Source organism: Kitasatospora sp. NPDC054939, assembly GCF_053610105.1.
The window spans coordinates 93,201-118,030 of sequence record NZ_JBSGXP010000005.1; the positions used below are offsets into that span (position 1 = coordinate 93,201).

Annotated in this window: 18 protein-coding genes and 1 tRNA gene; 16 read left to right on the top strand and 3 right to left on the bottom strand. The window is 74.5% G+C overall.

Annotation, left to right across the window (positions count from 1 at the left end; genetic code table 11):
• The first annotated feature begins 304 nt into the window (after nt 1–304).
• A complete protein-coding gene (locus ACWGB8_RS03225; RefSeq protein WP_452209713.1) occupies nt 305–1,531 on the top strand; it encodes a glycosyltransferase 87 family protein in 1,227 nt (408 codons plus the stop codon).
• Nucleotides 1,532–1,688: 157 nt separating this feature from the next.
• On the opposite strand, the gene ACWGB8_RS03230 is transcribed toward ACWGB8_RS03225, so the two are convergent.
• Nucleotides 1,689–3,431 carry a penicillin-binding transpeptidase domain-containing protein gene (locus ACWGB8_RS03230; RefSeq protein ID WP_452209715.1) on the bottom strand — a complete coding sequence of 581 codons (1,743 nt, stop codon included), beginning with the start codon at nt 3,429–3,431 and terminating at the stop codon, nt 1,689–1,691.
• A 216-nt stretch (nt 3,432–3,647) separates the two neighbouring features.
• On the bottom strand, nt 3,648–5,495 hold the full coding sequence (locus tag ACWGB8_RS03235) for a dolichyl-phosphate-mannose--protein mannosyltransferase (RefSeq protein WP_452209717.1): 1,848 nt from the start codon (nt 5,493–5,495) through the stop codon (nt 3,648–3,650).
• Nucleotides 5,496–5,623: 128 nt separating this feature from the next.
• Between ACWGB8_RS03235 and rsmI the strand changes: the two genes are divergently transcribed.
• The 7 genes from rsmI (at nt 5,624) to ACWGB8_RS03270 (ending at nt 13,562) form a co-directional block, all read left to right on the top strand.
• Nucleotides 5,624–6,490 (top strand): 16S rRNA (cytidine(1402)-2'-O)-methyltransferase, encoded by an 867-nt coding sequence (gene rsmI, locus ACWGB8_RS03240; protein WP_452209718.1) that lies wholly within the window; start codon nt 5,624–5,626, stop codon nt 6,488–6,490.
• A gap of 227 nt (nt 6,491–6,717) precedes the next feature.
• Nucleotides 6,718–7,143 carry a hypothetical protein gene (locus tag ACWGB8_RS03245; RefSeq protein ID WP_452209720.1) on the top strand — a complete coding sequence of 142 codons (426 nt, stop codon included), beginning with the start codon at nt 6,718–6,720 and terminating at the stop codon, nt 7,141–7,143.
• A gap of 74 nt (nt 7,144–7,217) precedes the next feature.
• Nucleotides 7,218–8,837, top strand: coding sequence for a methionine--tRNA ligase (gene metG, locus ACWGB8_RS03250; protein ID WP_452209722.1), 1,620 nt, complete (start codon nt 7,218–7,220; stop codon nt 8,835–8,837).
• Entirely contained in the window at nt 8,837–9,715 is an 879-nt protein-coding gene (locus ACWGB8_RS03255) for a TatD family hydrolase (protein ID WP_452209724.1), read from the top strand. The genes metG and ACWGB8_RS03255 overlap by 1 nt, the downstream gene beginning before the upstream one ends.
• Nucleotides 9,716–9,785: 70 nt before the next feature.
• Nucleotides 9,786–10,730 carry a 16S rRNA (adenine(1518)-N(6)/adenine(1519)-N(6))-dimethyltransferase RsmA gene (gene rsmA / locus ACWGB8_RS03260; protein WP_452209726.1) on the top strand — a complete coding sequence of 315 codons (945 nt, stop codon included), beginning with the start codon at nt 9,786–9,788 and terminating at the stop codon, nt 10,728–10,730.
• Nucleotides 10,727–11,656 (top strand): 4-(cytidine 5'-diphospho)-2-C-methyl-D-erythritol kinase, encoded by a 930-nt coding sequence (locus ACWGB8_RS03265; RefSeq protein WP_452209728.1) that lies wholly within the window; start codon nt 10,727–10,729, stop codon nt 11,654–11,656. The genes rsmA and ACWGB8_RS03265 overlap by 4 nt, the downstream gene beginning before the upstream one ends.
• Before the next feature lie 97 nt (nt 11,657–11,753).
• Nucleotides 11,754–13,562, top strand: coding sequence for an ABC-F family ATP-binding cassette domain-containing protein (locus ACWGB8_RS03270; RefSeq protein ID WP_452209730.1), 1,809 nt, complete (start codon nt 11,754–11,756; stop codon nt 13,560–13,562).
• A 100-nt stretch (nt 13,563–13,662) separates the two neighbouring features.
• Here ACWGB8_RS03270 and ACWGB8_RS03275 read toward each other — a convergent pair whose 3' ends face one another.
• Nucleotides 13,663–15,582 (bottom strand): FUSC family protein, encoded by a 1,920-nt coding sequence (locus ACWGB8_RS03275; RefSeq protein WP_452209732.1) that lies wholly within the window; start codon nt 15,580–15,582, stop codon nt 13,663–13,665.
• Between the two features lie 428 nt (nt 15,583–16,010).
• Here ACWGB8_RS03275 and ACWGB8_RS03280 point away from each other — a divergent pair, with 428 nt between their 5' ends.
• From ACWGB8_RS03280 to galK, 8 genes are all read left to right on the top strand, one after another.
• Nucleotides 16,011–16,472 (top strand): hypothetical protein, encoded by a 462-nt coding sequence (locus ACWGB8_RS03280; protein ID WP_452209734.1) that lies wholly within the window; start codon nt 16,011–16,013, stop codon nt 16,470–16,472.
• A gap of 43 nt (nt 16,473–16,515) precedes the next feature.
• Nucleotides 16,516–18,117: a WXG100 family type VII secretion target gene (locus ACWGB8_RS03285; RefSeq protein WP_452209736.1), complete on the top strand. Its 1,602-nt coding sequence runs from the start codon at nt 16,516–16,518 to the stop codon at nt 18,115–18,117.
• Between the two features lie 137 nt (nt 18,118–18,254).
• Nucleotides 18,255–19,772 (top strand): S8 family serine peptidase, encoded by a 1,518-nt coding sequence (locus tag ACWGB8_RS03290; protein ID WP_452209738.1) that lies wholly within the window; start codon nt 18,255–18,257, stop codon nt 19,770–19,772.
• 193 nt (nt 19,773–19,965) lie between these two features.
• Nucleotides 19,966–21,306, top strand: a complete 1,341-nt coding sequence (locus ACWGB8_RS03295) for an MFS transporter (protein WP_452209740.1) — start codon at nt 19,966–19,968, stop codon at nt 21,304–21,306.
• 253 nt (nt 21,307–21,559) lie between these two features.
• Nucleotides 21,560–21,632 (top strand) — tRNA-Thr (locus tag ACWGB8_RS03300).
• 150 nt (nt 21,633–21,782) lie between these two features.
• Nucleotides 21,783–22,451 carry a LuxR C-terminal-related transcriptional regulator gene (locus ACWGB8_RS03305; RefSeq protein WP_452209742.1) on the top strand — a complete coding sequence of 223 codons (669 nt, stop codon included), beginning with the start codon at nt 21,783–21,785 and terminating at the stop codon, nt 22,449–22,451.
• A gap of 255 nt (nt 22,452–22,706) precedes the next feature.
• Nucleotides 22,707–23,666 (top strand): UDP-glucose 4-epimerase GalE, encoded by a 960-nt coding sequence (gene galE, locus ACWGB8_RS03310; protein WP_452209744.1) that lies wholly within the window; start codon nt 22,707–22,709, stop codon nt 23,664–23,666.
• Complete coding sequence (galK, locus tag ACWGB8_RS03315; RefSeq protein ID WP_452209746.1) at nt 23,663–24,799, top strand: galactokinase; 1,137 nt, start codon at nt 23,663–23,665, stop codon at nt 24,797–24,799. The genes galE and galK overlap by 4 nt, the downstream gene beginning before the upstream one ends.
• The last annotated feature ends 31 nt before the right edge of the window (nt 24,800–24,830 follow it).

Consider the following 24,830-nt stretch of genomic DNA (forward strand, 5'->3'; position numbering starts at 1 on the left):
GGGCCGCCGGCCGGTTCCGACCGCCGGCGGCCCGGGAATCCCACCCGGCACTCCCTTCACGGACATGGCGACACGGCGTGGCCCCCACCCATAACCTTCCTCCATGGTGAGCACCCGGACGCCCGGACAGTCCCGCCCGCGCGGCCGTTTCACCGGCCGGGGCGGCACCCCGGCCCAGCCCCCCGCCGTCGGACCACCGGCGAGACCCGGACGATTGCGCCGCGGACTGCCCCGGCAGCCCGTCCCCCGCCAGCGGGGGAGCGGTGGCGGCGGTCCCTCCTCCGAACGGCTGAATCCCGCCGGGATGGCGGGCAGACGCTGGGTGCAGGCCCTCGGCTGTGCCGTCGCCGCCGGTTGGGCGGCGGCCTTCCCGCTCGTCTCGGACCTCCCCAACCAGCGGCTCTGGGGCGCCGTCGCCGCCCCCTCCTACACCGTCGCCGCCCTGCTCTGTCTGACCCTGCCGCGCCGGATCGCGGCCCGTGCCGCAGCGGCCGTCGCCCTGCTCGGGGCCGTCGTGGTGCCCCTCGCGGTACTCGCCCTGGAGGGCCGCCACCAGTCCGAGGTGATGGTGGTCGAACGCTCCGCGCACCTGCTGCTCACCACCGGCAGCCCGTATCTCCCCGACCCCGCCGTGGTCACCGACTACAACCCCTACCTGCCCGCGATGGCGCTGTTCGGCATGCCCCGGGCCCTGGTGGGGGACGCCGGCGCGGTGGCGCAGGTGGCCGGGGACGCCCGGATCTGGTTCGCGCTGGCCTTCCTGGGCTGCCTGCTGGCCACCTGGCGGCTGCTGAACCCCGGCCCCCGGTACGGGCTGCGCCGGGCGGCGATGCTGCCGATGGCGGTGCTGACCGCCTCCCCGCTGATCGCGCTCGCCCTGGTCGTCGGCGGCGTGGACCTGCCGCTGATCGGGGTGCTCTGCCTGGCGATGGCCCTGGCCGAACGGGACCGCGTCGTCCCCGCCGGGCTGGTGTTGGCGCTCGCCTGCACCCTGAAGTGGACGGCCTGGCCCGCCCTGCCGGTGGCGGCGCTGCTGATCTGGCGGCTGTACGGGCGGCGCCCGGCCGCCCGGGCCGCGCTGGTGGCGCTGGGCACCGGGCTGGCGGTGATGGTGCCGTCCGCGCTCGCCCGCTCGGACGCGCTGCGCGAACAGGTGGTCCGCTTCCCGCTGGGCCTCACCGCGATCCAGACGCCGGCCGGGAGCCCGTTGCCGGGCAAGGTGCTGGCGGGCTTCGGCCCGACCGGGCACACCGTCTCACTGGCGCTGATGACGGTCGGCGGGCTCGGGGTGGCGATCTGGCTGCTGGCCCGGCCGCCGGTCTCGGCGATCGCGGCGGCCGACCTGCTGGCGGCCGGGCTGACGATCGCGTTCATGCTGGCGCCGGCCGGGCGCTTCGGCTACCTGGCGCTGCCGACGGTCCTGGTGATCTGGCCCCGGCTGGCGGCGGCCCGCTGGCGCGGGAGGCCGTGCGTACCGGCGACCTGCCTGTTGGTCGGCCGGGCGGCCCCGGCGCTGCCCGGCCCGCGCTGAGCGGCGTCCCGCCCGGCCCGCACTGAGTGGCGTCCCGCCCGGCCCCCGCCCCGTCGACACGCGAAGCCCCCGCCCCGCCGAGTCCGCGCCGGGCAGCTGGGCAGCCGGGCGGGTGGTGGCAGGACGGGGGCTTCGGGTGTCGGCGCGGCCGGGTCGGTCAGCGGCCGGCCATCAGCACGGAGGCGACCGCCGGGCCGGCGGCGTCGGCGCCGTGGCCGCCGCCCTCGACCTCGGCCGCGACGGCGAGGTTGCCGCGGTAGGCGGTGAACCAGCTGTTGGAGGTCTCGATGCCGGTCGCCTCGGCGGAGCCGGTCTTGGCGCCGACGTCACCGCTGACCGAGGCCATCGCGCCCTTGGCGGTGCCCTCCTTGGCGGTCGCGGCCATCATCGAGCGCAGGCCGGAGGCGACCTCGGCGGAGAGCGTGCGGGGGGCCTTCGGCTGCGGCAGGCCCGCGATCAGGATCGGCTGCTTGAACTCGCCGGACTTGACGGTGGCGGTGATCGAGGCGATGGCCAGCGGGTTCATCTGGACCTTGCCCTGCCCGATCATCTGCATGGCCCACTCGTCCTTGTTGCTGCCCGGGTCCGGCACGCTGCCGTCGGCGTTCGAGAGGCCGGTCTTCCACTCCAGGCCGATGCCGTAGACCTCCTTGGCGGTGCTGCCGAGGGTGCTGGGCTTGAGGCTGGTCCTGGCCTGCTCGATGAAGGCGGTGTTGCAGGAGATCATGAAGTCCTGCTTGAGCGTGTTGGTCGGGTAGACGTCGGTGAAGGAGTTCGGGATCGCCCTGGGGTTGGTGCTCTTCGCCGGGCAGGGGACGACCGTGTCGGGGGTGACCCCGGCCTCCAGCAGGGCGGTGGCCGAGACGATCTTCATCGTCGAGCCGGGCGCGGACTTGCCGTCGAAGGCGCGGTTGAACTCCCCGGCCGAGTTGGCGAAGGCCAGGACGTGGCCGGTGCTCGGCTCGATCGCCACGATCGAGCCCGGCTTGCCCTTGAAGTCCGCGACGGCCTTCTCGGCGGCGGCCTGGAGGGCGTTGTCGATGGTCAGCTTGAGCGGCTTGGACTGCTTGGGCTCGATGATCTTGTAGATGGTCTCGGTCTCGTTCTTCGGACCGGTGATCACCACGCCGCTGCCCACCGTGTTCGGGTCGGCGTTCGGGTCGTCCTTGGCCAGGCTCTGCACGGTGGCCTGCAGCCGGGTGAACATGGCCGGGGTGAAGGTGGCGGAGGTGATCCGGGCGTTGTTGCGGTCCACCAGGCCGGTCGGGGCGGAGAAGATCTTCTCGGTGGAGATCGTCTCGCCCTGGCCGAGCTTGGGGTGGATCACCGAGGGGTCCCAGCGGACGGCGGTGGTGTTGTCGCTCATCTTGAGGACGCCGAGGAAGCCGTCGTAGTCCCAGGTCTTGTTGGTGCCCTCGAACTCGGCCTTCGCCTTGAAGCCCATCAGCAGCCCGGTCGGGCCCGCGGTGGGCGAGGCGGACGCGGCGGCCGACGGGTCCGCGGACGCCGACGGTTTGGCGGACGGCTTCGCCGAGGGGTTGCCGGTGGCCGAGGCGTACGCGGCGGGCGTGGCCGGGCCGCCCGGCGTCAGGGCCAGCGCGGTCGGCCTGACCTTGTCCCGGAAGGCGGTCAGTGCGGTGGTCGCGGCACCCGGGTCGTCGGTCAGCGCGGCGGCCTTGGAGATGTCCCCGGCGGCCCAGGCGTCCAGGAAGGCCTTGGCGCCGGCGGTGGCCTGCTCCGGGGTCGGGGGTTCGGCCAGCACCGTGCGGGCCTTCGGCTTCCCGGACTCGCCGCCCGAGTCGTCGGAGCCGGCGACGAGGCTGTACGCCCCGTAGCCGCCGGCCGCGAGCATGGCGACGGACATGCCGCTGATGATGCCGATCGTGGCGCCTCTGCGCATGGTGCTGCTCCCCCAAGGGTCTGGCCGACTGGCGGGCGGCCGGAGGCGGCCGGACACCCATACGGGCTCAGCGTAGGCAGATCGCCTCGGTACGCTCACGAAACGCCCGGGTCTTGTGACGGTTCTGGTACGTGTCGCGCACCCGTCCGGCACGCGGGCGTGACCTGGATCTCAGTCCGGGGTCTCAGTCCGGCGGTCGCGGCCCGGGGCGCGGGCTCAGATCCAGCTGTTGAACCACATCCGCTTGCGCCAGTCGTCCATCGGGATCGTCTCCCCGGTGAACAGCGGGTGGAAGAAGAGGAAGTTCCACATGATCAGCAGGACCAGCAGGCCGGCCACCGCGCTGCCGATGAACCGGCGGTCCCGGCCCGCCTGTGCCGGGCCGATCAGTGCGCCGACCAGCATGGTCACCGCGAGCACCACGAACGGCACGAAGGCCACCGCGTAGAACAGGAAGATCGTCCGGTGCTGGTAGGCGAACCAGGGCAGGTAGCCCGCGGCCAGGCCGCAGAGCACCGCGCCGGCCCGCCAGTCCCGCCGGGCCGCCCAGCGGTACAGGCAGTAGACCAGCGCCACCAGGCCGGCCCACCAGAGCAGCGGGGTGCCGATGCCCAGCACCTCGCGGGCGCACTCCGCGGTGGGGCAGCCGTTCTGGCCCTGCTTGGGGGACTCGTAGAAGAAGGAGACGGGCCGGCCCACCACCAGCCAGCTCCACGGGTTGGACTGGTAGGTGTGCGGGCTGGTCAGGCTGGTGTGGAAGTCGTACATCGTCGAGTGGTAGTGCCAGAGCGCGCGCAGGCCCTCCGGCAGCCAGGTCGCGCCGTCCCGGCCGGCCGCCCAGTCCCGGCCCCAGCCGCCCTTGCCGGGCGCGTTGCTGCTGGCGAACCAGCCCCACCAGGAGGTGACGTAGACGACCGCCGAGGCGACGACGATCGACAGGAAGGCCGGCCCCGCGTCCCGGACCAGCGTCCACCAGTACGGGCGGCGGGCACCGGCCAGCCGGCGCGCGCCCACGTCCCACAGCACCGTCATCAGGCCGAAGGCCGCCGCGACGTACATGCCGGACCACTTGGTGGCGCAGGTCAGGCCGACGCAGACGCCGGCCGCGATCCGGTACGGGCGCCAGCCCAGGTTGAGCCGTTCGGCCAGGGCGGAGTTCTCCACCGCGCCGATCCGGGCGGCGATCGCGGCCCGGGTGCGGTCGCGGTCCAGCAGCAGGAAGCCGAACGCGGCGAGGATCCAGAACATCACCACGAGGTCCAGCAGGGCGGCCCGGCTGAGCACGAAGTGCAGCCCGTCCACCGCCAGCAGCAGCCCCGCCACGCACCCCAGCAGCGTCGACCGGAACAGTCGGCGGGCGATCCGGGCGACCATCAGGATCGACAGCGTGCCCAGCAGCGCCACCGCGAATCGCCAGCCGAACGGGTTCATCCCGAACAGCTGGATCCCGATGCCGATGATCCACTTGCCGACCGGCGGGTGCACCACGTAGGCCGCGTCGGTGCGCTGCGGCACCTGTTCGCCGGGCTCCATGATCAGCTGGTTGGCGTTGTCCGACCAGTTGGTCTCGAAGCCGCCGTGCCAGAGCGCGTAGGCGTCCTTGGCGTAGTACGTCTCGTCGAAGATGATCGCGTACGGCTGGTCGAGGTCCGAGAACCGCAGCAGACCGCCGAACAGCGCCACCGCCAGCGGGCCCAGCCAGCCGGCCCAGCGGCACAGCCACGACCAGAGCGGCTCCGGCAGCGCCACGCCCCAGCGGGCGAGCAGCGGCGACGGCGGCACCCGACGCGGGGTCACCCGCGGACCGTCCGGCATCGGCGGTACCAGGCGCTCGGCGAGCGGCGCGGGCTCCGGCGCCGCGTAGCCGTACCGGGTCAGCCGACGCAGCCACGCGGGGCGCCCGGGGCGTTCCGGGCCCGGCTCGCCGCCAGGCGGGACGGGCTCCGCGCCGCGCGGCGCCGGGACGACGGGGGACGGCTGGTCCGTCAGGACCGGCACGCCGACGCCGCCCGACGGGGTGCGGTCTGTACCAGTGGGCGTCTGCGCCGCCGTGTCGCCGTTCATCCGCCACATCGTAGGGGCGGGAAATGAGTGCGGTACGGCTCCCTCCGAAGCTGCCCGAATCGTCACCAAAAGCGGCAGTCCCCACCGACCGGCGCCGGGTCGTCCGACGGCCTGGGAGGATGGGGACCGTGACAGGAGTACTCGTACTGGCAGGCACCCCCATCGGCGACGTCTCGGACGCCCCGCCCCGGCTGCTCACCGAGCTGTCCGGCGCCGACGTCATCGCTGCCGAGGACACCCGGCGGCTGCGCCGGCTCACCCAGGCGCTCGGGGTGACCCCGGCCGGGCGGGTGCTCTCCTACTTCGAGGGCAACGAGGTCGGCCGCACCCCCGAACTGGTCGAGGCGCTGCTCGGCGGCGCCCGGGTACTGCTGGTCACCGACGCCGGGATGCCCTCCGTCTCCGACCCCGGCTACCGGCTGGTGGCCGCCGCCGTCGAGGCCGGCATCAAGGTGACCGCGGTCCCCGGCCCGTCCGCCGTGCTCACCGCGCTCGCGCTCTCCGGCCTGCCGGTCGACCGCTTCACCTTCGAGGGCTTCCTGCCCCGCAAGACCGGCGACCGGGCCCGCCAGCTCGCCTCGATCGCCGCCGAGCCGCGCACCATGGTCTTCTTCGAGGCCCCGCACCGGATCGCCGAGGCGCTCGCCGCGATGGCCGTGGCCTTCGGCGCGGAGCGGCCCGCCGCGGTCTGCCGCGAGCTGACCAAGACCTACGAGGAGGTGAAGCGCGGGCCGATCGGCGAACTCGCCGCCTGGGCCGCGGAGGGAGTCAAGGGCGAGATCACCGTGGTCGTCGCCGGCGCCCCGCCGGCCGCCCCGCAGGAGCTCACCCCCGCCGAACTGGCCCGCCTGGTCGCGGTGCGCGAGGAGGCCGGGGAGCGCCGCAAGGAGGCCATCGCGGCGGTCGCGGCCGAGCTGTCGCTGCCCAAGCGGGAGGTGTTCGACGCGGTGGTCGCCGCCAAGAACGCGGGCTCCGGGGCCGCTCCGGCCAGGTAGTGCCGCCGCGTCGTCCGGCGCGTACCTTGGAGGGAAGGCCCCGGTCAACGCCTGCGGAGCCGAAGCTTCGCCCGCCTTTCGGCAAAGGGACCACCCGGCTTCGGCAAGGGAAGGCCAACAGGCGTCCAAGCTTGGACAAGCCGGGCATCGGCCGGGCCGGCCCGGGCATTCCCCGGTACGGAAAGACCCGAGCCGGGCGACCGCCCGGCGGGCACTGGGAGACGGCTATGAGCGAGACGATCGGCAGCCCCCTCAGTGGCAGGGCGCTGAGCGACCCCGACCCCACCCCTGCGCGCAAGCCGGCGGTGGAGACCGTCCGGGAGGCGTACTCCTTCGCCTGCCTGAACTGCGCGTACGGCTGGGAGCAGGCGTACGACATCGAGCACCGCACGGCCCGCGACGGGCACGTGGCGATCGAGTACCACGCCAACGGGGTCCGGGTGCCGTCGCCGCTGCTGAAGCCGACGTGCCCGGGCTGCGGCGGGCACACCGTCCGCATCATGCGCGCCGGGCGGGTCGCCCTGGCCGACCAGCCCTGGCAGCACGCCCCCGGCTACCCGGCGCACGCCGAGCCGGCCGGGGCACCTGCGGTGGCCGGGCCGGTGCGGACGCCCGGACGCTGGGCCCGGTTCTGGTCGCGGATGCGCGGCTGACGGCCACCGCAGCGGGGCCGCCCTCCCGGTGACCGGTCGAGGGCGGCCTCCGCGCACGACTAAGCTTGCCGACCATGGCGGCAACTGCACAGCACAGCACCACGGGGGCGACGGCCCCCGCGTTCTACGTCACCACCCCGATCTACTACGTCAACGATCGCCCCCACCTCGGCCACGCGTACACCACCGTGGCGGGCGACGTGCTGACCCGCTGGCACCGCCAGCGCGGCGAGCGGGTGTGGTACCTGACCGGCACCGACGAGCACGGTCAGAAGATCCTGCGGACCGCCGAGGCCAACGGCGTCAGCCCGCAGGAGTGGTGCGACAAGCTCGTCGAGGAGGCCTGGAAGCCGCTCTGGGAGCACCTGGAGATCGCCAACGACGACTTCATCCGCACCACCCAGCGCCGCCACACCGACCGGGTGCAGGAGTTCGTCCAGGACCTGTACGACAAGGGCGAGATCTACAAGGGCGGCTACTCCGGCCCGTACTGCGTCGGCTGCGAGGAGTACAAGCTCCCCGCCGAACTGCTCGACGGCGCCACCGCGGACGAGAAGCTCTGCCCCGTGCACAAGCGGCCGGTCGAGTGGCTGGAGGAGGAGAACTACTTCTTCCGCCTCTCCGCGTACGGCCCGAAGCTGCTGGAGTTCTACGCCGCCAACCCCGGCTTCATCGCCCCCGAGTCCGCCCGCAACGAGGTGCTGCGCTTCGTCGAGCAGGGACTGCAGGACCTCTCCATCTCCCGCTCCACCTTCGACTGGGGCGTGCCGCTGCCCTGGGACGAGAAGCATGTCCTCTACGTGTGGGTGGACGCGCTGCAGAACTACATCACCGCGGCCGGCTACGGCGCCGACCCGGAGCGCTTCGCCGAGCTGTGGCCCGCCTCGGTGCACCTGGTCGGCAAGGACATCCTGCGCTTCCACGCGGTGATCTGGCCCGCCATGCTGATGGCCGCCGGCCTGCCGCTGCCCAAGCGCGTGGTCGCCAACGGCTGGCTGATGGTCGGCGGCGAGAAGATGTCGAAGTCCAACCTGACCGGCATCTCCCCCACCGACCTCACCTCGCACTTCGGGGTCGACGCCTACCGGTACTACTTCCTGCGGGCCATCCCGTTCGGCACCGACGGCTCCTTCTCCTGGGAGGACTTCTCCGCGCGGTACACCTCCGAGCTGGCCAACGACTTCGGCAACCTGGCCTCCCGGGTCGCCGCCATGGTCGGCAAGTACTTCGACGGCGCCCTGCCCGCCTCCGCCGCGCACGGCCCGGCCGAGCAGGCCGTCGCCGACGGGCTGACCCGGGCCGCCGACCTGGCCGACCGCCGGATCGGCGAGGAGCTGGACTTCGCGGGCGGCCTCGCGGCGGTCTTCGAGTTCGTCAAGCAGGTCAACGGCTACCTCACCGAGCAGGAGCCGTGGAAGGTCGCCAAGGACGACTCCGCGGAGGGCCGCGCCCGCCTCGCGACCATCCTCTACACGGCCGCCGAGTCGCTGCGCGCCACCGCCGTGCTGCTCAACCCGGTCATGCCGTCGACCGCCGAGAAGCTGTGGGCCTCGCTCGGTGCCGCGGAGGGCCTGGGCGAGCTGTCCGCGCAGACCGTCGCCACCGTCGCGGACTGGGGCCGGCTGCCCGCCGGGGCCACCGTGACCAAGGGCGAGATCCTGTTCCCCCGTCTGGAAGAGAAGCCTGCCGCCTGATGGCCGCCAAGGACGACGACCGGTCGACGCCGCCGCCCCTGCCCGCCCCGCTGGCGGTGGCGGTGGCCGACTCGCACACCCACCTGGACATGCAGTCCGGCACCCCCGCCGAGGGCCTGGCCCGCGCCGCCTCGGTCGGGGTGACCAGCGTCGTCCAGGTCGGCTGCGACGTACCCGGCTCGCGCTGGGCCGCCGAGCTGGCGGCCGAGTTCGAGCAGGTGCACGCGGCCGTCGCCCTGCACCCCAACGAGGCGCCCCGGATCTTCCTGGGCGACCCCGACGGGTGGTCCGGGCAGCAGCGCCCGGCCGGCGGGCAGGCCGCCCTGGACGCCGCCCTCGCCGAGATCGACGCGCTCGCCGCCCTGCCGCAGGTCCGCGCCGTCGGCGAGACCGGCCTCGACTACTTCCGCACCGGTCCGGAGGGCGTCGAGATCCAGAAGGAGTCCTTCCGCCGGCATATCGAGATGGCCAAGCGGCACGACAAGGCGCTGGTCATCCACGACCGCGACGCCCACGACGACGTCATCGCCGTCCTGCTGGAGGAGGGCGCCCCCGAGCGCACCGTCTTCCACTGCTACTCCGGCGACGCCGCGATGGCCCGGGTCTGCGCCGAGCACGGCTGGTACCTCTCCTTCGCCGGCCCGGTCACCTTCAAGGCCAACCAGCCGCTGCGCGACGCCCTCGCCGCCACCCCGCTCGACCGCGTCCTGGTCGAGACCGACGCGCCCTTCCTCACCCCGCACCCCTACCGGGGCCGCCCCAACGCGCCGTACCTGATCCCGGTCACGGTCCGCTCGATGGCCGCCACCCTGGGCCTGAACGAGGACGAGCTCGCCACCGCCATCGCGGCCAACACGGCGCGGGCGTTCGGGTACTGAGCCGCACCGGGCGCCCGGCGGGCCGGGCCGGGCGTCCGGGACGCGGCCCCCGCGCCCGTATCCTTGGCCCGTGAGCACCACCGACCCCACCCCTGACAGCCACCTGCTGGGCGCCGCCGACATCCGGGAGCTGGCCGCCGCGTTCGGCGTGAAGCCGACCAAGCAGCGCGGACAGAACTTCGTCATCGACGGCAACACCGTGCGGCGCATCGTGCGGGCCGCCGAGGTGACCGCCGAGGACGCGGTGGTGGAGGTCGGGCCCGGCCTCGGCTCGCTCACCCTGGCGCTGCTGGAGGTCGCCCGGCACGTCACGGCCGTCGAGATCGACCCCGTCCTGGCGCAGCACCTGCCGGACACCGTCGCCGCCCGGATGCCCGCCAGAACCGGCGCCTTCGACCTGGTGTTCAGCGACGCCATGGAGGTCACCGAGCTGCCCGGGCCCGCGCCCACCGCGCTCGTCGCCAACCTCCCCTACAACGTGGCCGTGCCGGTCCTGCTGCACATGCTCGCCACCTTCCCGAGCATCGAGCGCACCCTGGTGATGGTGCAGAGCGAGGTCGCCGACCGGCTCGCCGCCAAGCCCGGCAACAAGGTCTACGGCGTCCCCTCGGTCAAGGCCAACTGGTACGCCGACGTGAAGCGGGCCGGCGCGATCGGACGCAACGTCTTCTGGCCCGCCCCCAACGTCGACTCCGGCCTCGTCTCGCTGATCCGCCGCGAACCGCCGAGCACCACCGCCACCCGCGAACAGGTCTTCGCGGTGGTCGACGCCGCCTTCGCCCAGCGCCGCAAGACCCTGCGCGCCGCCCTCGCCGGCTGGGCCGGCTCCGCCGCCGGGGCCGAGCAGGCGCTCGCCGCCGCCGGCATCGACCACAAGCTGCGCGGCGAGATGCTGACGGTCGAACAGTTCGCCGCCATCGCCGAGCACCGGCCCGCCCGCCCGGAGCAGCCCGCCGCGTCCGGGCGGACGCGGCAGGACAAGCCGCAGCAGGACCCGTCCCGGGAGGCCGAGTGATCACCGTACGCGTCCCCGCCAAGGTCAACGTCCAGCTGGGGGTCGGCGGGCTGCGCGCCGACGGCTTCCACGACCTGGCCAACGTCTTCTTCGCGGTCGCCCTCGGCGACGAGGTCACCGCCACCGCCGGCGCCCCCGGCAGCGGCGTCACCCTCGACTGCACCGGTCCCGACGCCGCCGCCGTCCCGCTCGACGACAGCAACCTCGCCGCCCGCGCCGCCCGGCTGCTCGCCGCCCGCCACGGCCTGCCCGAGCCCGACGTCCACCTGCACATCGCCAAGGCCATCCCGGTCGCCGGCGGCATGGCCGGCGGCAGCGCCGACGGCGCCGCCGCGCTCGTCGCCTGCGACGCCCTCTGGCAGCTCGACACCCCGGCCGAGGTCCTGCACGAACTCGCCGCCGAACTCGGCTCCGACGTGCCCTTCGCCCTGCTCGGCGGCGTCGCCCTCGGCCGCGGCCGCGGCGAGATCCTGGAGCCGCTGACCGTCACCGGCACCTACCACTGGGTCTTCGCCGTCGCCGACGGCGGCCTCTCCACCCCCGCCGTCTTCCGCGAGTGCGACCGCCTCCGCGAGGACGCCGGCACCGGCTCCACCGAGGCCGACGTCCCCACCCCCGACGCCGACCCCGCCCTTCTCGCCGCCCTCGCCGACGGCGACCCGGCCGCAGTAGCCGCCGCCCTCGCCAACGACCTGCAGGCCGCCGCCCTCTCGCTGCGCCCCGCCCTCGCCGACACCCTGCGGGCCGGCACCGAGGCCGGCGCGATCGGCGCCCTGGTCTCCGGATCCGGGCCCACCTGCGCCTTCCTCACCAAGGACGCCGACTCCGCCGCCGCCGTCGCCGAGGCCCTGCGCAGCTCCGGCACCTGCCGTGCCGCGCACCCCACCCACGGGCCGGTGCCGGGCGCCGCGGTGATCGGCGGCTGAGCCGCCCGGGCCGGGCCACTAGGCTGGGTGGGATCGGGGCGCCCCCCGAGAGATCGGGACCGCCCCCGAGACCGTCCAACCCAGGAGCGCAGCACACGTGGCCGTCAACCTCGCCACCATCGAGTCCGTCACGAAGGTCTACGGCACCCGGGCCCTTCTCGACGGGGTCAGCCTCGGCGTCAGTGAGGGCGACCGGATCGGCGTCGTCGGCCGCAACGGCGACGGCAAGACCACCCTGATCCGGATGCTCGCCAAGCTGGAGGAGCCCGATGGCGGCCGGATCACCCACTCCGGCGGCCTCCAGCTCGCCGTCCTCACCCAGCACGACTCGCTCGACCCGAAGGCCACCATCCGGCACGAGGTGATCGCCGACCGGGCCGACCACGAGTGGCTCGGCGACGCCCGCATCCGCGACATCATCGAGGGCCTCTTCGGCGGCCTCGACCTGCCCGGCTTCGCCGACGGCCTGGACACTGTGATCGGCCCGCTCTCCGGCGGCGAGCGCCGCCGGATCGCCCTCGCCAAGCTGCTGCTCGGCTCGCCCGACCTGATCGTCCTCGACGAGCCCACCAACCACCTCGACGTCGAGGGCATCGCCTGGCTCGCGCAGCACCTCCAGAACCGCCGCTCCGCCCTGGTCTGCGTCACCCACGACCGCTGGTTCCTCGACCAGGTCTGCACCCGCATGTGGGACGTCCAGCACGGCACCGTCCACGAGTACGAGGGCGGCTACTCCGACTACGTCTTCGCCCGCGCCGAGCGCTCCCGGATCGAGGCCGTCGAGGAGCAGAAGCGCCAGAACCTCGCCCGCAAGGAGCTGGCCTGGCTGCGCCGCGGCGCCCCCGCCCGCACCTCCAAGCCCCGCTACCGGATCGAGGCCGCCAACGCCCTGATCGCCGACGTGCCGGAGCCGCGGGACAAGAGCGAGCTGATGAAGTTCGCCAACGCCCGCCTCGGCCGGACCGTCTTCGAACTGGAGAACGTCACCGTCAAGGCCGGCCCCAAGCTGCTGCTGGAGAACCTCACCTGGCAGCTCGGCCCCGGCGACCGGATCGGCCTGCTCGGCGTCAACGGCGCCGGCAAGACCTCGCTGCTGCGCGCCCTGCGCGACGCGTACGCCTCCGAGGGCGACGTCCAGCCCGACTCCGGCGTGATCAAGGTCGGCAAGACCGTCCGGCTGGCCTACCTCTCCCAGGAGGTCGCCGAACTCGACCCGGCCATCCGGGTGCTGCAGGCCGTCGAGCAGGTGCGCTCCCGGGTCGACCTCGGCAAGGGCCGCGAGATGAGCGCCGGCCAGCTGTGCGAGCAGTTCGGCTTCGGCAAGGACAAGCAGTGGACCCCGGTCGGCGACCTCTCCGGCGGTGAGCGCCGCCGCCTCCAACTGCTGCGCCTGCTGATGGACGAGCCCAACGTGCTCTTCCTCGACGAGCCCACCAACGACCTCGACATCGAGACCCTCAACCAGCTGGAGGACCTGCTCGACGGCTGGCCCGGCTCGATGGTCGTGATCAGCCACGACCGCTTCTTCATCGAGCGCACCACCGACGTCGTCCACGCCCTGCTCGGCGACCGCAGGCTGCGGATGCTGCCGAACGGCATCGACGAGTACCTGGAGCGGCGGGCCCGGATGGCCGCCGCGGCCGCGAGTGCCGCGGTCGCGGCCCAGCCGGTGGCCGAGGCGCCCGGCAAGTCCGCCGGGGACGTGCGGGTGGCCAAGAAGGAGATGCAGAAGCTGGAGCGGCAGATCGCCAAGCTGGACGAGAAGGAGTCCAAGCTGCACACCCAGCTCGCCGAGCACGCCGCCGACTTCTCCAAGGTCGCCGAGCTGGACACCCAGCTGCGGGCGGTCCGGGAGGAGAAGGAGGCGCTGGAGATGAGCTGGCTGGAGCTGGCCGAGCAGGTCTGATCCCGGGGGGCGCCGCCGGGAGCGGGCCGGGGCGGGCTGCCGGGAGCGGGCCGGGCCTGGGCGTCGGTGTCGGGCGGGCTCTGGGCGGATTCCCCCGCGGTCAGGGCCGGTCCCCCGCCAGCAGGGCTTCGAGTTCGTCCGCCGCACGGCCCAGCGCACTGCGCTTCGGGTCGTGCGGCCGGGTCGGACGGGCCGCCGCCCGCGTCGGTGGCCGGTGTGCCCGGGCGGCCTCCGTGAGGTCGTCCAGCGCCCGCCGCACCCGGGCCGCCTCCGCCTGGTCCGGCACCCGGCCGCCGTAGCGCAGCTGCGCCGCGTACGCCGCCACCGCGCCCGACAGCCGTTCCAGCGCCGCCGTCGCGGGCAGCCACTGCTCGGCCAGCCGTCCGGTCGGCGGCGGCTCGGCGAGCCCCTGCTCCACCTCCTGGCGGGCGTCGGCCAGCGCCCGGTAGGCGGTGCGCCGCAGCCACACCTCGGCGACCGGCTCCTCGTCCGCCCGCACCACCGAGGCCAGGTAGGCCCGGAGCGCGCCGGCCGCCGCGACCAGCCGGGGCTCGATCCGGTGCCGGGGCCGGTCCGGCCAGAGCAGGCAGCCGAACAGCAGCACGATGGCACTGGCCAGCACGGTGTCCAGCACCCGGGGCCAGAACTCCGCCGCGCCGCTCTGCCCTCCCAGCTGCAGCAGGATCAGCGCCATCGGGGTCATCGCCACCGTGTTCAGCCCGTAGTGCGCCGCCGTCACGTACGGCAGCAGTGCCACGCAGCCCGCCGCGATCGCCGTCAGCGCCCACGCGTTCGTGGTGAGGGAGAGCACCGCCGCGGTCACCGCCACCCCGAGCACCGTGCCGATCGAGCGGCTCACCGCCCGCAGGAACACCGACCCCAGATCCGGCTTCAGGACGAACGCGATCGTCATCGGCACCCAGTAGCTCCGGCTCAACGGCACGGCCACCGCCACCGCCTCGCCCACCGCGATGCACAGCGCCACCCGGAGGCCGTACCGCACCGAACCGCGGGACAGCAGCCGCACCCGCAGCCGCCACGGGTCTGGCGGCGGGGGCGGGGCGGTGCCCAGCACCGCCGGGCGGCCCGCCACCGTGTCCGCCGCCGCCCGCAGCGCCGCGTCCAGCGCCCGCCGGGACGGGGTGTCGGGCCCCCAGTCCGGCACCGTCACCCCGCCGCCACCGCGCTCCACCGCCCGCGCCAGCAGCGCCGGCACGGCCGCCACCTCGGGCGGCACCGGCCGCCAGGCCCACAGCAGCCCGGTCGCGGCCTCGGTCGCCGCCAGCGCGGCCTCGTACATCCGGCGCAGCCGGGCGGTGCGGGGCGAGTCCGGGGAGCGGCCGGCCGGCAGCAGGTCCTGCACCTGGTTCAGCCGGGCCGTCAGCAGCCGGCGGGAGTCCGCGCCCCGCGGCGTGCCCAGGTCCGCGAGGGTCCGCCCGAGCGCGTCGTACGCCGCCGCCAGGGCCCGGTTGCGCGGATCGGCGGCCGGGCTGCGGTAGCCGCGCAGCGGCAGCCCCAGGAGCAGCAGGAGGGCCGCGCCCGCCAGCATCATCGGCGGCCCCGCCCACCACGGGTCCGGCAGCGGCATGCCGCTGCCCAGCGCAGCCGACACCAGCAGCAGCATCCCGGCCGCCGAACCGCGCGGCCCGGTCGCGCTCCACGCACCCGAGACGAACGCCGTCAGCGTCAGCACCGCGGCCGACAGCGCGGTGGCGGCCCCGTACTCCTGGAGGGAACCGCCGATCAGCATCCCCAGCGCGGACGCCGCCACCGCCCCGGCGATCCGGGGAGAGCGCAGGCGGAGCGGTTCGACGCGGTCGTTCATGGTGGCGTGCATCGCCCCCAGGGCGGCGAACACCCCGAGATCCAGCCGACCCGCCAGCAGCCCCGCGGCCAGCGGCACCCCCGTGCCCACCGCCGCGCGCACCATCAGCGCCAGCGGCAGCGGCGGACGGGCGGGGCGCGCGGCCCTCGCCCACCAGGGGGTGGCGCCGGGACGCTCCGGACGGCGGGGTGACACCTGATCACATCCGATCCGCTGCTGGGCCTCCCGGAGCCCGGGGCACCGGCGGGGAGGCGGTCGCTGCTGTGCGACATTGCGCGGCAGATGGGGCGTACCGGTCGCAACCGGACGGTGGTCAGTCTAGCGGGCGACCGTCCTCCCCGCCCCGAGGTTCCCTTCTGTACGTGTCAAGTTCGTACCGATCGGGACCGGCGACACCATGGCCCCTGCCGGTCCGACGGAGGGGGTGGCTACGATGGCTGAGGCGACGTCTGTCCGACGGGGAGGGACGCGCCGAGCAGGACTGTACGACCGAGAAGTTGACGGTGTGTTGCGGTGCGGCGGCCCCCGAGGTCGCCCCGCGCACGGGGGAGAGGTGGATTGCTGTGGCAGACGAGCCTACGAGCGGTGGCGCAAGCGGCGGGAGCAGCACATACGCCCCGGGTGTGAGCGTGCCTTCGTCATGGTCCTTCGGCAACGGGCTGTTTGCGCGGCTCAAGGGCATGGCGCAGGCGAACTCCACGGCGGGCACGCTGGCCGCCGGGCTCGGCTCCAAGGACGTCAAGGTCGAGCTGGAGTCGCTGGAGGCCTTCCGCAAGAAGGTCACCCAGCTGCTCTCGGAGCTGGAGGGCACGCCCGCGTCCCCGTTCGCGCTGCAGGGCCAGAACCTGAGCGCGGGCAACCTGGGTACCGGGTTCTCCGAATCGACCGACCTGATGTCGGCCTACGACCGGGTGCAGCCGGTGCTGGTCACGATGTGCAAGGCGCTCATCCAGCAGATCGACGGCATGATCAAGGCGCTGGGAGCGACGGCGGCCAACTACGGCGGCAACGAGTCGCAGCAGACGGCCAACGTGAAGGCCGCCGGGGAGAGCGGCTCGTCGGGCGCGGGGAAGGGCAGCTTCTGATGGCGGCTCGCAACGCGCGTTTCACTGACACGGGGAGCAAGTGATGGCAGGCGGAACAAACTTCGAAGGCATCGACCACGCGAAGCTCAAGGCGATGGTCGCGAGCTCCAGTCCGGAGAAGGTCCTCGACCGCGCCGGAAAGCTGCGGGCCGCAGGCCGGCTGCTGGAGGATCTCGGCAAGGCGCTGAACGCGCACCTCGGGCAGATCGAGTGGGAGGGTCCGGCGGCCGAGAGCTTCAAGAGCTGGGCCACCAACCTCAACAAGTCGGCCGTGGCGATCGGCGAGTACTCCCGCAACGTCGGCGAGACCATGTCGCAGGCGGGCGAGGTGCTCAGCACCGTCAAGTCCGGCATACCGGCCGTGCCGACCGCCGACATCGCGGCGGTCGACAAGCACGGGAACCAGCCGGCGGCGGTCAAGGTGGCCGGCGGTGCGGCCGGCTTCGTGTTCGGCTTCGGCGGCGGTGAGGCTGTGGCCGACAAGGTCGCCAACGCCGTCAACGGCGACTGGGTCACGGACGCCGAGGCCCAGGCGGCGAAGAAGCGCGTCTACGCGGCGCACCAGGAGGCCATCCACCAGCTGGAGAAGCTGGGGCAGGCGTACACGGCGGCGACCGCGAAGCTGAACTCGCTCCAGCAGCCGGACCTGCCGAAGCCGCCCGGCAGCGACCAGAGCCGCGAGGACATGGAATCCGTACCGGTCGGCCCGGGTGGCAGCGGGCGCGGATCCGGTGAGCGCTACTTCACTCCGCCGCGCGGCGACCGTGGCCTCATTGAGGGCCACGGGCCGAGCGGTGACGGCCGGAACGACGACGGCGGTGGCGGCTCGATCCCGGGCCGTCCGCGCATCCCGGGGCCGGACGACAACGTCAAGTACCCGCCGCCGTTCCACAACGTGCCGCCGGACACGGGCGGGGTGGTCCCCGGCCCGAAGCCGACGCCGCTGCCGTGGGAGGGCGACCAGCGCCCGCCGGGCATCGACCTGAACAGCCTCCCGCCCGCGCCGACCGTGCCCGGCACACCGCCGACGTCGAACGGGAACCTGCCGCCGCTCACCCCGAATGGCCCGGGCCCGGTCGGTCCCGTCGGCCCCGGCGGCGGTGGCCAGCTCCCGGGACCCGGTCCCATCGGCCCCAACTACATCCCCGGCTCCGGCGGTGGGAACAACCCGAGCAAGTCCGGCACGGGCGGCTACAACCCGGGCCGCTCCACCGGCGGCCCGGTCTTCGGGGCCAAGGAGGCCGGCCCCAACGCCGCCCAGACCGCTCGCGGCAATGGCCCGATGGGTGGCACGGGCGGTATGGGTCCGGGCATGGGCGGGGGCGGCGGCTCCACCGGCGGCAGCTCGCGCGGCCGGGGGCTGGCCTCGACCGGTGGCGGTGTGGTCGGCGGCGCCAAGGGCCCGACGGCCGGCGGCGCGTTCACGCCGGGCGGCAGCGGCCTGCGCAGCCGGGCGGCCGGCGCCGGTGGCGGCGAGGCCGGCGGCGGTGGCCGCGCGGGTCAGGGCAACATGATGGGCGCCCCGATGGGTGGCGGCGCGGGTCGGAACGAGAAGGAGCGCCGCGAGCGCGCCGACTACCTCCACGAGGACGAGGAGACGTGGACCGACGGTACGCCGCGGAGCAACCCGGGCGTGATTGAGTAGGACTGATCGACTGCCCGGCCACTGGGTGCCCCCCGGTGGCCGGGCAGACCTGTCCGGGGGCACGGTCCTCGGCCGACGGGGAGAAGGACGAGGGAACTGGTATGCGGCGGACGAACGGGCGATCGCGGGCGCGTGGCATGGTGACGGCGCTGCTGGCGGCGGGAGTGATCGCAGGCCCGGCGGTGGCGCCCGCGGCAGCGGTGGATTCGATCCGTGACCAGCAGTGGTACCTGGATGCCATGAAGGCGCCGGACATGTGGAAGACCACCAAGGGCCGGGGCGTGACCGTTGCGGTGATCGATGCCGGATTCAAGACGGATCATCCGGATCTGGTGGGGCAGTTGCTGCCGGTCAAGGACTTCAGCGGTCTACCGAGCGACGCCGGATCGACCACGACCAACCACGGCACCAAGATGGCCGCGGTCATCGCGGGCAGTGGCAAGGGCATGGGCGGCAAGGGCGCCTACGGTCTGGCGCCCGAGGCCAAGATCCTCCCGGTGAAGATCAAGAACAACGGCAACTCCGGTACGACCGTGCCCACGTCGGAGTTCCTCGGTCAGATTTCGCAGGCCATCGTCTACGCCAGCGACCAGGGTGCCAAGGTCATCAGCATCTCGCAGGGCGAGCCGGTGGCGTCCGCCAGTGCCGCCGACGAGACGACGCTCAAGAACGCGGTGGCGCACGCGAACGCCAAGGGCGCGCTGGTGGTGGCGAGTGTCGGAAACAGCGCGGACAAGGGGAACCTGGCCGAGTACCCGGGTGCCCTGGGACCGGTGCTGGGCGTTGGCGCAGTGGACCGTGATGCCAATGTCGCCAGCTTCTCGCAGGTGGGTCCGCAGGTGGACCTGGTGGCGCCCGGAGCCGATATCTACGGGGCCTGCGCCAGCGAGTCCGGCTACTGCAAGGGCAACGGCACCTCCGACTCGACCGCCCTGGTGTCTGCATCCGCCGCCCTGGTCTGGTCGGTGCACCCCGACTGGACCGCGAACCAGGTGGCCCGGGTGCTGATCAACACTGCGGGCAAGCCGGCCGACGGGTCCACCCGCAACGAGCTCATCGGGTTCGGCGCCGTCCGTCCCCGGATCGCGCTGACCGAGCCCGGCGATCCCGGTCCGGCGGACGTGAACCCGCTGGTTGCCGCCGCCGCGAGCGGTGCGCCGTCGGCGCCTGCGCCGGGCGGTTCCACCGCGCCGGGTGCGAAGCCGACGGCGGCGCCCTCGGCCAGCGCGTCGGCGGCCCCGGTGCCGGGCGGACAGCAGCCGACGTCGGCACCGGTCGCGCAGCCCAAGGCCGACGAGGAGGCGGGCAGTTCCCTGCCGATCGTGGCCGGGGTGGCCGGTGCCGTGGTGGTGGTCGCGGTCGTGGTGTTCCTGGTGCTGCGCCGGCGGTCCGCCGCCGGTCGCGCCGCTGCGACGGACGGGCCGTCGGCGCCGCCCGCTGTGCCGGTTCCGGCCGGGTACCCGGCGGGCGGGTCGGGCCAGGGGCTGACCGCCCAGCCGTCCCGGCCGGCGCAGGCCCCGCACCCGTCGCAGCCGCCGCAGCCGCCGCAGTTCGGTGCGCCGATGCCGCCGCAGGGCGGGCCGGCCGCCCCGCCGGCCCCGCCGTCGTACGGCCCGCCGAGCCCGCCGCCGGGCGACAACCCGTACGCCCGCTGACCCGCCGGCCCGGCCGCGCCGCAGACGCCCGTACTCCCCCGTTCGCCGACCGGCGGGCGGGGGAGTCGGCGTTCGGGGGAGGGGGGATTCCATCGGCGCGCGCGCGTGCTGACGGGTGCGTGCGGGGCGGGGCGCGCCGGTGTCACCCGGGTGGCCGATGCCGGGTGTGCCGACGGGGCGTCAGGGTGGCGGTATGGATACGCAGCAGCACCCGCCACCAGGCCAGTTGCGTCGTGCCTCGGCCGCGGCGCTGATCGGTACGGCGATCGAGTTCTACGACTTCTTCATCTACGGAACGGCAGCGGCGCTTGCCTTCGGGCCGGTGTTCTTTCCGGACCTGGGCACGGTGGGGGCGCTGCTGGCGGCGTTCTCGGTGTACGCGGTGGCGTTCCTGGCGCGGCCGCTGGGGGCGGTGCTGTTCGGGCACTTCGGCGACCGGCTGGGGCGGAAGGCGACGCTGGTGGTGTCGCTGCTGCTGATGGGGGTGTCGACGGTGGCCGTCGGCCTGCTGCCGGGGTTCGCGGCGTGGGGGTGGTGGGCGCCGGCGCTGCTGGTGGTGCTGCGGGTGTGCCAGGGCATCGGGCTGGGCGGGGAGTGGGGCGGCGCGGCCCTGTTGATCGCGGAGAACGCGCCGGCCGGGCGGCGCGGCCGGTACGGGGCGTACCTGCAACTGGGGCCGACCCTGGGCTTCGCCCTGGCGAACGGCGTGTTCCTGGTGCTGACGCAGGTGCTGGACGACCGGGCCTTCCACAGCTGGGGGTGGCGGGTGCCGTTCCTGGCGTCGGTGGGGCTGGTGGCGGTCGGGCTGTTCGTCCGGCTGCGGCTGGTCGAGACGCCGCTGTTCCGGGCGGCGGAGCCGCGCGAGCGGATCCCGGTGGCGGAGGTGCTGCGCGACCACTGGCGGACGGTGCTGCTGGGCTGCGGTTCGATCACGGTCGGGTACGCGCTGTTCTACCTGACCACCACCTACGCGCTGGCCTACGCGACGACCGGGCTCGGGGTGCCGAGCACGGTGGTGCTGGGGATGCTGCTGGCCGGGGCGGCGGGCAAGGGGCTGACGGTCTGGGTGTCCGCCCGGCGCAGCGACCGCTGGGGCCGACGGCGGACGCTGCTGGGGGCGACGGGGCTGGCGCTGCTCTGGTCGCTGGTGCTGTTCCCGCTGCTGGAGACGGTGAGCCGGCCGCTGATGTTCCTCGGGCTGGCCGGGTCGATGGCGGTGCTGGGGTGTCTGCTGGGGCCGGTGGCGGCGTTCCTGCCGGAGCTGTTCCCGACCCGGGTGCGCTATACGGGGGCTGCCCTGACGTACAACCTCGGCGGGGTGGTGGGCGGGGCGACCACGCCGCTGATCGCGACCCGGCTGACGGAGGCGTACGGGACGGCGGCGCCGGTGGGCTGGTACGTGGCGGGGCTGGGGGTGCTGGCGCTGCTCTGTCTGCGGCTGCTGCCGGAGACGACGGGCCGGGACCTGGCGGCGGTGCTGCCGGAGTCGGTGCGGGCCCGGGCGGCCCTGCCGGGGGTGGACCGGGCGGCGTAGCGGGGCCTCGTCGGGTGCGGGCCCGGGGCGGGTCGGGAGCGGGTTCACCGGACAGCCCCCAGAGCGCCGCCGGACCGCCTCCGGAGCCGCCCCCGGGGCGGCCGTCCGCGCCGCCGCCGGCCCACCCGTTGGTGCCGCTCCCGCCCGCCCGCGTCCGCCGCCGCGGCAGGCCCGGGCGCCTCCTCGGCCCGGCGGGAGCCGATTTCCCTTCCGAGCCCAGGGCCGTGTAAGGTCTTCCTTGTTCGACCGGTTCGCCCCTATAGCTCAGTCGGTAGAGCGTCTCCATGGTAAGGAGAAGGTCTGCGGTTCGATTCCGCATGGGGGCTCAAAAGGAAAGACCCTCGCCCAATCGGGCGGGGGTCTTTCCCGTTTCCGCTCGCCGGTCCGGGCGCCCTGGCAGGTCGGGTACGGAATGCGCTGTGATGGTGCGTCATCGCTCGCACCGCTCATCGACCGTACCGGGAGCAGGAGGCGCCATGGGTGTTCGACTCGTGGTGGTCGACGACCATCGGCTGCTGGCCGAGGCGTTGGCCGCGGCGCTGCAGTTGCGCGGGCACCGGGTGCTCGCCGTCGGCTCCCCGGCCGGGGCCGCCGCAGACCTGGTGAACGGCCGGCGGCCCGAGGTCTGCCTGCTGGGGGTGGCGGCACCGGCCGAGCCCGGCGCCTTCGACGGGTTGCTCCGGATCCGCCGGGAGCGGCCCGAGGTGGCCGTGGTGGTGCTCGGTCCGGTCGGTGAACTGCGCGGGGTGGCGGGGGCGTTCGCGGCCGGCGCGGCCGGCTACGTGCCGAGCGACGAGCGGATCGAGATGGTCGAGCGGTCGATCGCGCGGGCCCGGGCGGGCGAGGCGGCGGTGGCGGTGGACGTACTGCGCGGCGCCTTCGACCAGTTGCTGAGGCCGGCGACCGAGCCGGACGACGAGGCGGTGCGGCTGCTGAGGCTGCTGACCCGCCGTGAGGTGCAGGTGCTGGCCCGGATCGCGGACGGCGAGGACACCCAGGCGATCGCGGACGGCATGCGGATCGCCGCGAGCACCGCCCGGACGCACGTGCAGCGGGTGCTGATGAAGCTCGGGGCGCGGACCAGGCTGGAGGCCGCGGCGGTGGCGGCCCGCACCGGCCTCCTGGAGCGGATGGCCCGCGACTGACCGCGGCGGCCCCGCACACCCCACCCCGGGCCCTCCCCGGCGCCCCGCCCCGCCCGGGAGCGACCCCGGACCCCTCCCCGGGGAGCGGCCCCGGACCCCGCCCGGCGGCGCCGGCGCGCGCGGCCGGAGCGGAGGGGGCGCGAGGGGCGTGCGGGCGTCCGGAGCATCCCCGGCGAGCAGGGAGAATAGGCCCCGTCGTACACCCCTCACGGTGGCCCGCCGCGGCGGCGGTCCACCGCCCGCTGGAGGCGCAACATGAGCAAGTACCTGGTCACGGGTGGTGCCGGCTATGTCGGCAGCGTGGTCGCGGCCCACCTGTTGGAGGCGGGGCACCAGGTGACCGTCCTGGACGACCTGTCGACCGGCTTCCTGGAGGGCGTGCCGGCCGGTGCGGAGTTCGTGCGCGGCCGGATCCAGGAGGCGGGGGAGGTGCTGGACGCGTCGTTCGACGCGGTGCTGCACTTCGCGGCGTCCTCGCAGGTCGGGGAGTCGGTGGCGGACCCGGAGAAGTACTGGCGCAACAACGTGGCCGGCTCGCTGGAGCTGGTGTCGGCGATGCGCAAGGCCGGGGTGCGCCGCCTGGTGTTCTCCTCGACCGCCGCGGTCTACGGCGAGCCGGAGGAGGTGCCGATCGCCGAGACGGCCCGCACCTCGCCGACCAACACCTACGGTGCGACCAAGCTGGCCGTCGACCACCTCATCACCAGTGAGGCGCTGGCGCACGGCCTGGCGGCGGTCTCGCTGCGCTACTTCAACGTGGCCGGGGCGTACGGGGCGTACGGCGAGCGGCACGACCCGGAGTCGCACCTGATCCCGCTGGTGTTCCAGGCGGCGCTGGGGCAGCGCCCGCACATCGCGGTCTACGGGGACGACTATCCGACCCCGGACGGCACCTGCATCCGTGACTACATCCACGTCGCCGACCTGGCCGAGGCCCACCTGCTGGCGCTGGACGCGGCCCGGCCCGGCGAGCACCTGATCTGCAACCTGGGCAACGGCAGCGGCTTCTCGGTCCGCGAGGTCATCGAGTCGGTGAAGCGGGTCACCGGCCGCGAGATCCCCGTCCAGGTCGCCGGCCGCCGTGCGGGCGACCCCGCCGTCCTGGTCGCCTCCGCCCGCCGCGCCCACGAGGCCCTCGGCTGGACCCCGCGCCGCCCCGAACTCGACGAGATCGTCGCCGACGCCTGGACGTTCACCCTGGAGAAGAACGCATGACCACCTTCGCAACGCTCTACGGCAGCGACCCGCACGGCACCTGGGCCGCCCCCGGCCGGGTCAACCTGATCGGTGAGCACACCGACTACAACGACGGCCACGTCCTGCCGATCGCCCTCCCGCACACCACCCGGGTGCAGGCCCGGCGCCGCGACGACCGGGTGCTGCGCCTGCACAGCACCCGGGAGCCGGACACCGTCGAACTCGACCTCGACGCCCTCGCCCCCGGCGGCCTCGACGGCTGGGCCAAGTACCCCGCCGCCGTCCTGTGGACGCTGCTCCGGGCCGGCCACCCGGTGGCCGGCGCCGACCTGCTGATCGACAGCGACGTCCCGACCGGCGCCGGCCTCTCCTCCTCCGCCGCCCTCGAATGCGCCGTCGCCCTCGCCTGCAACGACCTGTACGGCCTCAACCTGGACGCCGCCGCGCTCGCCGTCCTCGCCCAGCGGGCCGAGAACGAGTTCGTCGGCGTGCCCTGCGGGATCATGGACCAGATGGCCTCGATGTGCGCCGAGGCCGGCCGGGCCATGCTGCTCGACACCCGGGACCTCTCCCGCCGCCAGGTGGCCTTCGACCTCGAAGCCGCCGGCCTGCGCCTGCTCGTCGTGGACACCCGGGTCAAGCACGACCTCGCGGACGGCGCCTACGCCGAGCTACGGGCCGGCTGCGAGCGGGCCGCACAGCTGCTCGGCCTCCCCGCCCTGCGCGACCTCGACCCGGCCGGCCTGCCCGCCGCGCTCGACCGGCTGCCCGCCGAGCTGCGCCCGCTGGTCCGGCACGTGGTCACCGAGATCGCCCGGGTCGGGCGGGCCGTCGACCTCCTCGGCAGCGGCGACCTCGCCGCGCTCGGCCCGGTCCTCACGGCCGGCCACGCGTCGCTGCGCGACGACTTCGGGACGTCCTGCCCGGAGACGGACCTCGCCGTCGAGGCCGCCGTCGCCGCCGGGGCCCTCGGCGCCCGGATGACCGGCGGCGGCTTCGGCGGCTCGGTGATCGCGCTGACCGCCGCCGAGCGCACCGAGGCGGTCGCCGACGCCGTCACCGCGGCCTTCGCCGGGGCCGGCTACGCGCTGCCCCGGGCCTTCACCGCGCTGCCCTCGGCGGGCGCCCACCGCATCGACGGCGGACGCTGACCGGGCGCCCGCCCGCGGGGACGGACGGCGG